At 71.4% G+C, this 11,994-nt stretch carries 9 protein-coding genes; 4 read left to right on the plus strand and 5 right to left on the minus strand.

Annotated features, from left to right (window positions below; genetic code table 11):
• Nucleotides 1-98: 98 nt before the first annotated feature.
• On the minus strand, nt 99-2,024 hold the full coding sequence (locus ACSUPT_RS02625; protein WP_436943382.1) for a hypothetical protein: 1,926 nt from the start codon (nt 2,022-2,024) through the stop codon (nt 99-101).
• A gap of 456 nt (nt 2,025-2,480) precedes the next feature.
• Here ACSUPT_RS02625 and ACSUPT_RS02630 point away from each other — a divergent pair, with 456 nt between their 5' ends.
• The 4 genes from ACSUPT_RS02630 to ACSUPT_RS02645 all read left to right on the plus strand — a co-directional run bounded on the left by ACSUPT_RS02630 (nt 2,481) and on the right by ACSUPT_RS02645 (nt 7,112).
• The gene (locus tag ACSUPT_RS02630) at nt 2,481-2,984 is read left to right on the plus strand and encodes an Lrp/AsnC family transcriptional regulator (RefSeq protein WP_351963726.1); all 504 of its coding nucleotides are present in this window, start codon (nt 2,481-2,483) and stop codon (nt 2,982-2,984) included.
• Between the two features lie 49 nt (nt 2,985-3,033).
• Complete coding sequence (locus tag ACSUPT_RS02635; protein WP_436943383.1) at nt 3,034-3,717, plus strand: HAD family hydrolase; 684 nt, start codon at nt 3,034-3,036, stop codon at nt 3,715-3,717.
• A 255-nt stretch (nt 3,718-3,972) separates the two neighbouring features.
• Nucleotides 3,973-5,454, plus strand: a complete 1,482-nt coding sequence (locus ACSUPT_RS02640; RefSeq protein ID WP_436943384.1) for a serine/threonine-protein kinase — start codon at nt 3,973-3,975, stop codon at nt 5,452-5,454.
• 146 nt (nt 5,455-5,600) lie between these two features.
• Nucleotides 5,601-7,112: a DUF4246 domain-containing protein gene (locus tag ACSUPT_RS02645; protein ID WP_436943385.1), complete on the plus strand. Its 1,512-nt coding sequence runs from the start codon at nt 5,601-5,603 to the stop codon at nt 7,110-7,112.
• A gap of 120 nt (nt 7,113-7,232) precedes the next feature.
• Here the strand turns inward: ACSUPT_RS02645 and ACSUPT_RS02650 are convergent, their stop codons facing one another.
• From ACSUPT_RS02650 to ACSUPT_RS02665, 4 genes are all read right to left on the minus strand, one after another.
• A complete protein-coding gene (locus tag ACSUPT_RS02650) occupies nt 7,233-8,705 on the minus strand; it encodes a non-reducing end alpha-L-arabinofuranosidase family hydrolase (RefSeq protein WP_436943386.1) in 1,473 nt (490 codons plus the stop codon).
• Between the two features lie 108 nt (nt 8,706-8,813).
• Nucleotides 8,814-9,644 (minus strand): carbohydrate ABC transporter permease, encoded by an 831-nt coding sequence (locus ACSUPT_RS02655; protein ID WP_351963731.1) that lies wholly within the window; start codon nt 9,642-9,644, stop codon nt 8,814-8,816.
• Nucleotides 9,641-10,630, minus strand: a complete 990-nt coding sequence (locus ACSUPT_RS02660) for a carbohydrate ABC transporter permease (protein WP_399217940.1) — start codon at nt 10,628-10,630, stop codon at nt 9,641-9,643. Before ACSUPT_RS02660 ends, ACSUPT_RS02655 begins: the two co-directional genes overlap by 4 nt.
• The gene (locus tag ACSUPT_RS02665) at nt 10,623-11,915 is read right to left on the minus strand and encodes an extracellular solute-binding protein (RefSeq protein ID WP_436943387.1); all 1,293 of its coding nucleotides are present in this window, start codon (nt 11,913-11,915) and stop codon (nt 10,623-10,625) included. The genes ACSUPT_RS02660 and ACSUPT_RS02665 overlap by 8 nt, the downstream gene beginning before the upstream one ends.
• Between the last annotated feature and the right edge of the window lie 79 nt (nt 11,916-11,994).

Below are 11,994 nucleotides of genomic sequence, written 5' to 3' on the forward strand. Positions count from 1 at the left end.
TGAGAAGGATACGCGAGCCCGGTCACTTTCGGTCTGGGCCGAAAGTAACCGGGCAGAAATCGGGCTGTCAATGGCATGGCGCCGGTGGTGTCCGGGCGTCAGCGACGCACGTCGACCTTGTACAGCTCGGGGCCGCGGCTGAGGTACAGCCACCCCTCGTGGGCGGCGAGCCGCCGGTGCGGGAAGTTGACCAGCAGGTGCGGATCGCGGTCCGGGTAGAGCGGGTCGACCCGGAAGATCAGCGCGCCGTCGACGGAGACGTAGAGCTTGCGGCGGCTGATCACTATCGACCCGTCGTTGCTGCGGGTGCCCAGTTCGAGGCGGTGCAGGATCGTCGGGCCGTCCGGGTCGATGGCGAACAGCGAATGCCCGGCGAGCGCCCACACCACGCCGGCGAACACCTCGACCGCGCTGACCGACGCTATGCCCTGGACCAGTTCGAGCTCCCACAGCTTCCGGGCGGCGGCGACGTCCCAGGCGAAGACGGCGCCGGCGGTCCGGGTGGGCGGGGTCGTGCCGAGGCCGCCGAAGATCGACGCGCCGCCGTAGACGACGCCGCCGTCGGCGGTGAGCGCGATGATCGACATGTCCTGGACGACATTGCGGGTGAACGTCCAGGCGCCGCTGGCCTTGTCGTACACGGCGAGTCCGCCGCCCAGCCGGTTGCCGTCCGGGACCGTGCCCACGGCGATCTTCCCGTCCGCCTCGGCGAGGCAGCGGGCGCGCGCCTGGAGCTCCGGCTTCAGGGTGACGACGACCTGGGGGTTGGCGGGCGTGCCGGGCGGCCCCTCCGGGGAGTACTCGGGGCTGTTCCACGGCTGGTCCGGTTCGTAGCGGAACAGCCGGGCGTCGGGGTACTGGCCGATCCAGACCGTGCCCTCGGAGTCCCGCAGGATGGCCTCGATCTGACCGAACCGGTGGAAGGACGGCGTGCCCGTGATGGTGTTCACCGCGGACAGGCCGCCGTTGAGGAAGCCGCCGGCGTAGATGGTCCGGCGCCCGCCCGCCGCCAGGGCCTGGATGTCGATGGGCTCCTTGCGGACCTTGGTGGCGAGGACGGCGTGGGCGCCGGTCGTCGGGTTGTACCGGAACATGTCGCCGCGCCACAGGGTGCCGACGACGCTGCGCCCGGGGTAGTCGGGCAGGCCCAGTTCGGCCCACCCGAACGAGCGGGCGTTCTGCACCTTGCCGGTGAGGAACAGGCCGGTACCGGTGTTCGCGCCGGTAGCGGGGTCGTAGCGGCGCAGTTCGCTGCGCTGGAAGAAGTAGACGGCGCCGTCCTCGCCGGGCGGGCAGACGCTCAGGCCGTGGACCTCCGGGATGGGGTCCGACCAGGTGCGGGTGGCGAGGTCGAAGACGTACAGCGGGTTCGGGGCGTCGGAGCCGATGCGGGCGTACAGCCGGTTGTCGTACGCGTTGAGGTCGTAGACCGGCTTGCCGGTGATCGTGCCGAGGCCCGGAGGCGTCGGCAGCTGCGTGAAGGTGCGGGTGACGGGGTCGAGTTCGGCGATGTGGGCGGCCGCGTACGCGCCGCTGTAGACCTTGCCGCCGGCGCACGCGATGCTGCGCACGTACGTCTGGCCGGCGACGGCCTGGCCGAAGTCGGTGAAGGCGCCGGTGTCCGGGTCGAAGCGGAACACCTTGCCGCCGGGGAACGTACCGCCCCAGATCTTGCCGTCGGCGTCGGTGGCCAGCGCCCAGATGAAGGTCTGGCCGGCGGCCGGGAGGCCCAGGTCCTCGGCGACGTCGCCGGAGCCGGGCTTCCAGCGGTACAGATGCGCGTTTCCGTAGGTGCCCGCGTAGACGCCGCTGGGGGCGGCGGTGACGGCCCAGGCGCCGTCGCCTCCGGTCAGCGGGGCGCTGACGAGCAGATCACCGGTCGTGGGGTCCATGGCGTTGAGACGGGCGGGCTTGCCCGTCGACGCGTTCCACAGGGCCTGCTTGCCGGAGGGCCCCGGCGCGACGGCACCGCCGAGCAGCAGGACGTCGCTGAGGGGGATTCCGATGAGCTGCGGTTCACGCATGAGCTGGCTCCCGGCCTCGGCGTGTGCTTCGGGAGAGGGGGGCAGGAGGGTGGCGGAGATTACTGCGGTCGAGCCGGCGAGGAACGCGCGTCGCGTCGCCACAGAGGGAACACCTCCCTGGAAGGAGAGAGTTACGGCACTAGCCGAAAGTGATACGCCGCAGCTCATGGGCCGTCAACGGTACGCGTCGCCCCTGCGGTGATTTGATCCGACACACGGTGGCCCCGCGCACGTCACCGGGAGGGGCGACACCGTGGTCACGGGGTGTGCGGAGCCCTTCGGGCCGGACTTTCGGCGATTTTCGGCCAAGTCGTCGGCGGGTCGGGGAGAAACGTTCCCTCGGCCATTCGGACGCGCGCGGGGCCGTCCGGACCGTCGGCCGGAACCGGACGGCGTCCGACAGGCCATTGGTACAGTCGGCATACGGACTGCCCGGCCACGAGGGGGCGACGGACCATGCCGGTCGACGAACTGGACACACGCATCCTCCGGCTGCTGATCGAACAGCCTCGTACGAGCGTGCGGGAGTACGCGCGGATCCTCGGCGTCGCGCGCGGCACCCTCCAGGCCCGGCTCGACCGCCTGGAACGGGAGGGCGTGATCACCGGCACGGGTCCGTTCCTCTCCCCCGCCGCGCTGGGCCACCCGGTGCTCGCCTTCGTGCACGTCGAGGTGACGCAGGGGCACCTGGACGAGGTGGGCGACGCGCTCGCCGCCGTACCGGAGATCGTCGAGGCGTTCTCGATCACGGGCGGCGGGGACCTGCTGACGCGGGTGGTGGCGCGGGACAACGCCCATCTGGAGGACGTCATCCAGCGGCTCATCCGGCTTCCGGGCGTCGTACGGACGCGCACGGAGGTGGCGCTGCGCGAACGGGTGCCGTTCCGGCTGCTGCCGCTGGTGGAGTCGGTCGGCCGCGAGGCGAGGGCTCCTCGGGGCGGCGGGAGGGAGACCGGGTGACCGCCGACGTCCACCACTACGCGCCGCGGGGCGGCGGGAGGGAGAACGGATGACCGCCGTCGTCTTCGACCTGGACGGCACGCTGGTCGACAGCGAGCCGAACTACTACGAGGCCGGGCGCAGGCTCCTCGCGGCCTACGGCGTGACCGGCTTCGACTGGAAGCGGCACACGGACTTCATCGGCATCGGCACGCGCGAGACGCTGCGGGCGCTGAAGGCCGAGTACGGCATCGACGCGCCGCTGGAGGAGCTGCTGGCCGGAAAGAACCGGCACTACCTGGAGCTGGCCCGCGCCGGGACCGAGGTCTTCCCCGAGATGCGGCTGCTGGTGGAGCGGCTGCACGCCGAGGGTGTGCCGATGGCCGTCGCGTCGGGCTCCTCGCGGGCGGCCATCGAGGCGGTGCTCGCCGGCACGGGCCTGTCGGGGTACTTCCGCGCCGTGGTCTCCGCCGAGGAGGTCCCCCGCGGCAAACCGGAGCCGGACGTGTTCCTGGAGGCCGCCCGCCGGCTGGGCGCCGACCCGGCCGAGTGCGTCGTCATGGAGGACGCCCCGCCGGGCGCGGAGGCGGCACACGCGGCGGGCATGCGGTGCGTCGCGGTGCCGTACGTCCCCGCGACGGCGGACGACCCCGCGTTCCGGCGGGCGGGCCTGCTGTTCCGCGAGGGCCAGGGCGCGTTCCGCGCGTCGGAGGCGTACGACTTCGTGCTGGGCCGCGCGGGGGCGTGGGGGTAGCCCGGGACGGGCGGACCGGGGGCCGGGCGTTGCGCGGCGGCCGGGGCGGGCGGGGCCTCATGCCTGCGGGGCCCGGTCGTTGCGCGGGCGGCGGGGCGGCGGGGCCTGATGGTGCGGGGGCCGGTCGTTGCGTCACAAGCGGGCTACGGCTGCACGGACCGGCTATGGCACCGCCCGTGACGCCTGGTCGGATGGCTCCTGTCACGACTGTCGTCGCAGACCCGCGTGCCGGGTCCGAGGTGAAGGAGCAGGCCCGTGTGGCAGGGAGACTTGATCGCGGGCCGGTACGAGCTGAGGGAGCAGCTCGGCCGGGGCGGTATGGGCGAGGCGTGGGCCGCCCGTGACAAGAGCCTGCACCGGGACGTGGTGATCAAGCTGATCCTGCCCCACCGGGCCGGCGACGAGCCGGCCCTGCGGCGCTTCGAGCGCGAGGCGGTGGCCGTCGCGCAGATCAGCCACCCCCACGTCGTCGTCCTGTACGACCGGGGGATGCACACCGGCATGCCGTTCCTCGTCATGGAGCGGATCCACGGCAGGTCCCTCAAGGACCTGCTCCACGACGAGGGGCCCCTGCCCCTCCCCCGCGCGCTGAGCATCGCCGAGAAGATCTGCCTGGGCCTCGCCGCCGCGCACGCGGCGCAGGTGGTCCACTACGACATCAAGCCGGGCAACGTCATGGTCACCGAGACCGGCGGGGTGAAGGTCCTGGACTTCGGCGTCGCCGGGTTCCTCCGGACGCAGACCTCCTTCGACCTGGCATCGTCGACCGAACTCGGGCCCGCGGGCACCCTCGCGTACGGGGCTCCGGAGCAGTTCGACGGCAAGGGCGACCACCGGTCGGACCTCTACGCGCTGGGCGGCGTCCTCTTCGTGCTCCTCACCGGCCGGATGCCGTTCGAGTCGATGGACCATCGGATCATCGCGCTGCGCAAGACCCTGGAGGACGCCCCGCCGCTCACCGACTTCCTCCCCGACGCGCCGCCCGCGCTGACCGCGCTCGTCGCGGACCTGCTGGCGCGCGACCCCGCGGACCGGCCGCAGAGCGCGCGGGAGACGGTCGAACGCCTGCGCGCCGTCCGGGACGGCGCCTCAGCCGGAGCGCCGTCCGGCGGCCCGCCCCGCACACAGCACCGGTCCTCCCGTCCTGCCGCCGCGCCGCGGACGGTCAAGGCCGCCGCGCCGCGGACCGCCGGGCCCGCCGCTCCCCCCGCGCGGCCGCCCGCGCCCGCGCCCGCGCCGGCCGGGACCGGTTCCTCCACCAGCCCGTCCGGGGGCGGCAAGGGCGGCTGCGGCCTTCTGATCCTGGTGCTGCTGGTGCTCGGCTACATCGTGAGCACCCCGGACAAGCCCCTGGCCTACCGGAGCGGTACGAAACCGGAGTGCCTGGCCACGGGGGCGAAGGCCGCTTCGTGCACGCCGAACACCTGGACGTGGGACGTGGCGGCCGGCAAGACGGTGACGACCGCCTTCACCCCGCCCTCGGGCGAGGAGTACGACACCCTCCACGGCACGATCCGGGTGCGGGCGCCCCAGGGCTGTGAGGCGGCGGTGCGGTGGACCCTGGCGGCGGCGAAGGCGCCCCTGGCCGAGGGCGCCCACGAGGCCCGCGACCTCGCCGCGCAGACGCTGAACCAGGCGGTGCCGGGCGGCACCCGCGAGGTGACCCTCACCGTGCGCCGCACCGACCCCCACGCCTGCCGTGCCGAAGTGGCCTGGGAGAACGCCTACATGAACTGAGGCGCGCGGCGCGCGGTGTCTCCGCGCCGGGGACCGGCCGGGCGGCGCGTCCGGCCGGTTGCGGCGAACCGTGCCCGCGGCGGCTGTGTCAGACCGCTGACGTATCCTTCCCCGGCATCGCACAACGATTCGAAGGACCAGGGCAATTGACCGCCACGTCTGCTTTTCCGCTGCCTTTCCAGGCGTCCCGTTCCCTGTCGTACGCCGCGCCGCCCCGGACGCTGCGGGAGCTGCAGATGATGCAGTGCAGCGCGCACATCCGGTCGAAGCCGCGCTGGTTCGAGAAGATGCGTGACCCCGCCGTCGTCGCCCGATGGACGCGGGAAGCGGTCGACCAGGGCATGACCGAGGCGCAGGTCGCCTACGTCCTCGCGGAGCTCGCGCACTACGCCGCGCTGCGGGACGAGCGGACCGGCGCCGAGGTGTCCGCCGTCGACGGGGTGTGGCAGTCGGACACGCTGGTCGACGACCGGCTCCGGGCCCGGCTGCGCGACGCGGTCCGCGTGCTGGAGGAGGTCCCCGAAGCGGAGCGGGACTGGCACCCCGGCTCCGACGGCCAGGTGCTGGACCTGGTTCACCCCTCGCTGTTCTGCCTGGTGAGGGAGGTGAGCGGCGGGCCCGGGCGGGCGTGGCACAACCCGACGAACCACTACTCGAAGTACGAGTTCTCGGAGAGGTTCCAGTGGCTGCCCACCGACGTGGACGTCGATGCCGACGGCGGGGTCGCCTTCCGTTCGTACGTCAACAACGTCCACCCCGAGAAGCACCGTGAACTGGCCGCGGTCCTGCCGGAGCTGTTCGCCCGGATGCGGCCCCTGCTGGAGAACGTGCTCACCGATCTGCGCCATCCGCGCCCCCTGCGGATCGAGGCCGACCCCTACGGGTGGTACGACTCCGAGCCGGAGCACCCCGACAAGGACGACTACAGCGACGACGAGGCGTACGCGCAGGCCGTCCGCGCGTGGGACGAGGCGCTGGACTCCTGGTGGGAGGAGCGCCGCCCCGTCGTCCCGGACGCCCCGGCCTTCACGCCCCCCGAGGTGCCGGACGGGTCCGCGCGGGTCGACCTGCGCGGACGGCGGCTTCAGGTGATCGTCAAGCTCGCCAACATCCACCTCACGCCGGACAAGCCCGAGTACCCCGGCGGCTCGTGGCACGTGGAGGGGATGCTCAACGAGCGGATCGTGTCGACCGGCATCTACTACTGGGACAGCGAGAACATCACGGAGAGCCGGCTGGGCTTCCGCGCGGCGCTCGACGACCCGTACTACGAGCAGAACGACGACAACGGGGTGCGGGAGGTCTACGGCCTGGAGAACGAGGACGCGCTCAACCAGGAACTGGGATCGGTGCCGACCCCGGCGGGCCGCTGCCTGGCGTTCCCGAACGTCCTGCAGCACCGCGTCGGCTCGTTCCGCCTCGCGGACCCCACTCGACCGGGCCATCGCAAGATCCTGGCGTTCTTCCTGGTCGACCCGTCGGAGCCGATCGTCTCGACGTCGGACGTCCCGCCCCAGCAGCCCTGGGCCGACACCTCGACCATGACGCTCGAACAGGCGAAGGAATACCGCGAGCAGCTCATGCAGGAACGCAAGTTCTTCGTCGACGAGCACAACGAGCAGCTCTTCGAGCGGGAGTTCTCCCTCTGCGAGCACTGAAGCCCGCGGCACGCGCCCCGCTGCCCCGCCGTCGGCGGGGCAGCGGGCCGTGGCGGGCCCGGCCGTGTGCCGGGCCCGCCACGCCGGCCCCGCGCCCGGGCGGGTGCCGGTGCCGCGTGGTCAGCGCTGCAGCGTCAGCAGGCCGGGCCGGTAGGGCCACTGGCCGTAGTCGCCTCCGGAGCGGGGATCGCGCCCCTGGTAGAGGAACCGCAGGTTGCAGGGGTCGACGGTGAAGGTCTGGTCGGCGCCGGCGCGGACCAGTTCGCCGTGGCTGATGTCGTCGGTCCAGGTGGCGCCGCTGTTGGCCTTGCCCGCGAAGGGGTTGGTCTCGGTCGCGGCCTGGGGCGTCCAGGAGCCGTTCAGGCTGGTGGCCGTGAACGAGCGGAAGTACCGGCCCTGTGAACCGATCGCCTCGACGATCATGAGGTAGCGGTTCTGGCCCTGGAGCTTGTAGACCTGCGGGGCTTCGAACAGGTTGTTCCGCGTGTCGCTCATGACCACCGTCGAGGTCGAGCCGAAACTGCCGGGGAAGTTCCCGATCGGCATGGAGGCCCGGTAGATCCTGCCGTTGTCGCCGGCGAAGAACAGGTACATGTTCGTGCCGTCACCGATGAGGGTCTGGTCGATGGGGCCCGTTCCCGAGTCGGCGATGGTTCCGGAGAAGAGCTCACGCTCCGCCGACCAGCTGTTCGGGTTGGCCGGGTCGGTCGAGGTCCGGTAGGAGAAGGCGGTCCGGCCCCACTGGTAGGCGAGCACCCAGATGTTCTTCGGCGCGAAGTAGAAGAGCGTGGGCGCGACGACGGACGCCGACATCGTGTTCTGGCCCGCCGAGGCCATCTCCGGCCAGTCGGTGAAGGGGGTGAAGTTCATCGAGCCCCAGCCCACTCCCGTTCCCGCGGCGCCGTGCGTCGTCGCGTAGACGAGGTGCTTGCCGTTGTACGGGGCGACGGTGAAGTCCTTGAGCGAGGCCCATCCGGCCTTGGGCTGTGCCAGCGCGCCCGTCGACGACCAGCGGTACGCCGAGGGGAGGGCACAGGTGCCGGGGGTGCCGCCGGCCACCTTGACGAGCTGCCACTGCTGGTTGGCGCCGCCCCAGTCGTCGTACTGGACGACGTTCGCGCCGTCGGCCGTGGAGGCGCCCTGCACTTCGAGGGCCTTGCCGCTGTGGCGGGCGATGAGCCGCACGTGGCCGTCCGCGCTGTCGGCGAGCCGCCACTGCTGGTTGGTGCCGTTCAGGTCGGTCCACTGGACGACCGGGCCGCCGTTGGCGGTGGAGAGGTTGTGGACGTCCAGGACCTTGCCGGAGTGGCGGGACTTGACCCGGTAGTAGCCGTCGCCGGAGGCGACGAACTGCCACTGCTGCTGGTTCTGGTCGTTCCTGGTCCACTGGGTGATCCGGGCGCCGTCGCCGGTCGCCAGGTTGTAGACGTCCAGGGCCTTGCCGCTGTTGCGGTTGACGAGCACGTACCAGGCGCTGGTGTCGACGGTCGCCGCGGCGGCGGGCGGGGCGCCGACGAGGGCGGCCCCGAGCAGTAAGGACGACAGGACCGCGAGGACGAGACCCAGGACCAGGGGCGGGCGGCGAAATCTCATCAGGAGAGCTCCTTCGGGGACGGGGGGATGGGGCGGCCCGGGCGAACCGGGCCGCGACCGGGTGGAGGGCACCGGGGTGTCCGCGGGACGGGAGGGCGTGTGGAAGGGTCAGCCCTTGGTCGCGCCCGCGGTGAGGCCGCCGATCAACTGCCGTTCGGCGACGGCGTAGAAGGCGAGGGCGGGGACCATGGCGAGCACGATGTAGGCGAGGACGAGCGCGTAGTCGGTGGAGTACTGGCCCTGGAACTGCTGGACGCCGACCGGGATGGTCTGCCATTTCGGGTCGTTGAACACCAGCAGCGGCAGGAAGAAGTTGTTCCAGCTCGCGACGACCGAGAGGACCGAGACCGTGCCGAGCGCGGGACGCGCCATCGGCAGCAGGATCCGCCAGAAGAAGCGGAACTTGCCGCATCCGTCCATGACGGCGGCCTCCTCGATCTCCGCCGGGACGGTCCGGAAGAAGCCGCGCAGGATGACGATCGTCATGGGGAGCCCGAACGCGGCCTGCGGGAGGATCACCCCCAGCGGGTTGTCGAGCAGGCCGAAGGTGCGCAGCATCAGGAAGAGCGGCAGGACGGCCACCGCGAACGGGAACATCAGCCCGATCGTGAACAGCGTGTAGAACAGCTCCCTGCCCCGGAAGGCGTAGCGGGCCAGCACGAAGGCGGCCATCGCGGCGGCACCGACCGTGCAGAGCGTCGTGGCGATCGCGATGCCGGCGCTGTTGGCGATCTGCCGCCAGAACATGCTGTCGCCGAGGATTCCGGTGTAGTTGGCGGCCTTCCACCGCTCCGGCAGGCCGAACGGGTTCGTCGTCAGTTCGCCGGTGCTCTTGAACCCGGAGACCACCGCGTAGATCAGCGGTACGACGACGAACGCGGCGATCAGCCAGACCACGGCGTGCAGCGAGATGCCCCGCACCGTCCTGCGGGCGTTCATCGGCCGCTTCCCGTGGTGACGGCGCCGCTCAGGTCACGGCGGAGCACATAGCGCTGGTAGAAGAGGGAGAAGACCAGACTGATCATGAAGAGGATCACGCTGATCGCGCTGGCGTAGCCGACCTGGTAGCGCTTGAACCCGAACTGGAACATCGCGATCGCCATCGTCTCGGAGGAGTGGTTGGGCCCGCCCGCGGTCATGACCCAGACGAGGTCGAAGAGCTGGATGGACCCGATGACCGAAAGGAAGACGCTGATCCGGATCGTCGGGCCGAGCAGCGGCAGCGTCACGTGCCGGAAGCGCTGCCAGGCGCCGGCGCCGTCGATGGAGGCCGCTTCGAGGACCTCGGCCGGGATGCCCTGCAGCCCGGCGAGGAAGAGCATCATGTGGAAGCCGAAGTACTTCCAGACCATGACCAGGAAGAGGGTCGGCATGACCGTCGAGGGGTCGGCGAGCCACTTGCCCTGCAGCCCCTCCAGGCCCAGGAGGCCGGCGAGGTGGTCGGCCATGCCGGTGCCGGGCAGGAAGACCATCGTGAAGAGGACCGCCGTGACCACCTCGGACAGGATGTACGGCGCGAAGAACAGCATGCGGTAGACGGCGCGGCCGCGAAGCCTCTGGTTGAGCAGGACGGCGGTGAACAGGGCGAACGGCAGCTGGACCGTGAGGGACAGGACGATCAGGTACAGCCCGCGCCCCAGATCGCCGAGGAAGACCTGGTCGTCGAAGAGCCGGGTGTAGTTCGCGAAGCCGACGAAGTCGTCCATGGGGCCGATGCCGCCCCACCGGAAGAAGCCGGTGTAGACGGCGACGGCGATCGGGGCGAGGACGAAGAGGACGAAGAGGACCAGGGCCGGGACGAGGAACCAGGCGACCGACGCCCAGTCCCGCGAGGCGCGCAGGAAGGTCCGCGGTCTGCGCGGCGGCTGCGCCGGCGCGGCCCTCTCCGTCCGCTCCCGGGTCAGGGTGGACACGGGGCTAGGCACTCTTCGCAGCCTCGGTGATCGAGGTGGTGACCTGCTCGGGCGTCTTCTTGCCGGCGATGAGGTCGGCGACGCTGTCGTTGACCTCCTGGCCGACGGCCGGCGGGTACGCCTGGTCGAGGAAGAGCTGGAAGCCCGTCGCCTTGACCAGGCTCTCGGCCACCACCTTCCTGTCGGCGTCGGTGAGTCGGCTCTCCGCGCCCTTGACCACCGGCAGGTAGGCGCCGGAGGCCACCAGCTTGGACTGGTTCTCCAGGACGAGGAACCTCAGGAAGTCCAGTGCCTCCTTCGGGGCGCCCTTGCGCAGCGCGAAGCCGTTGCCGCCGCCGAACACCTCGGTGGCCCGTCCCGCACCGCCGTCGACGGTCGGGAAGGGGAAGAAGCCCAGGTCCGCTCCGAGGCCGGCGCCCGCGTCCTGCTGCACCGACGGCCCCCACTGCCCCATCAGCTCCATGGCGGCCCGGCCGTTGCCCATGGTCGCGGCCTGCCCTCCGGGGGTGGCGTAGCCGGCGCCGAGGAAGGCCTCCTGGAACGGCTGGAGGTCGACCAGCTCCTTCAGATGGGCGCCTGCCCGGACGAAGCCGGGAGCGGTGAAGTCCTTGGTGACCGCGGCCTGCCGCAGCGCGGCGAGACCGGCGACGCGCATCGCGAGGTAGGCCCAGTAGTAGTGGCCCGGCCACTTCTCCTTGCCCGCGAGGGCGATCGGGGTGATGCCCGCCGCCTTGAGCCTGCGGACGTCTTCCAGGAACGCGGCCCAGGTGGCCGGCGGGGCGGTGATCCCGGCGCTGGCGAAGAGCTTCTTGTTGTACCAGAAGCCGACCATGCCGATGTCGTACGGCACCGCGTAGGTGCGGCCCTCGAACTGATACGGCTGCAGGGAGACCGGGGTGAGCCGGGACGACCAGTCGAAGACGTCGGTGAGGTCCTCGACCAGCCCCGCTTCGACCTGCTGCCGGAGCACACCGCCGCCCCAGGTCTGGAAGACGTCGGGGAGCTTGCCGGAGGAGGTGGTGGCGGTGAGCTTGGACTTGAACGCCTCGTTCTCCAACGAGGTCGTGTGGATCTCGATGTCCGGGTGAGCGGCCGTGAAGGCCGCGGAGATCTGCGGGAAGAGGGACTTGCCCGGCTCGGTCGTGGCGATGTTCCACCACGCGAAGGACACCTTGCCGTCGGCCGTCGGCCCGCCCCCGGACCCGCCGGCTCCGCAAGCCGCGGTCAGGGAGACGGACAGGGCGGTCAGGCCCGAGAGCGCGAGGAAGCTACGTCGGCTCGGGAGGGTGCTGGCCATGGGACCTCCGGGGTGGGGGAGTGCCGGTTCGTGCCCGAAAATGTTTCGAAACTCTCTCGAATTCTGCGCTGCCACAAAC

This window comes from Streptomyces sp. SudanB25_2051, assembly GCF_964272635.1.
Lineage (GTDB): Bacteria > Actinomycetota > Actinomycetes > Streptomycetales > Streptomycetaceae > Streptomyces.

Excerpts from the sequence above, each read along its gene's own strand:
- ACSUPT_RS02625 (WP_436943382.1), bottom strand. The coding sequence starts at position 2,024 with ATGCGTGAACCGCAGCTCATCGGAATCCCCCTCAGCGACGTCCTGCTG.
- ACSUPT_RS02630 (WP_351963726.1), top strand. The coding sequence starts at position 2,481 with ATGCCGGTCGACGAACTGGACACACGCATCCTCCGGCTGCTGATCGAA.
- ACSUPT_RS02635 (WP_436943383.1), top strand. The coding sequence starts at position 3,034 with ATGACCGCCGTCGTCTTCGACCTGGACGGCACGCTGGTCGACAGCGAG.
- ACSUPT_RS02650 (WP_436943386.1), bottom strand. The coding sequence starts at position 8,705 with ATGAGATTTCGCCGCCCGCCCCTGGTCCTGGGTCTCGTCCTCGCGGTC.
- ACSUPT_RS02655 (WP_351963731.1), bottom strand. The coding sequence starts at position 9,644 with ATGAACGCCCGCAGGACGGTGCGGGGCATCTCGCTGCACGCCGTGGTC.
- ACSUPT_RS02665 (WP_436943387.1), bottom strand. The coding sequence starts at position 11,915 with ATGGCCAGCACCCTCCCGAGCCGACGTAGCTTCCTCGCGCTCTCGGGC.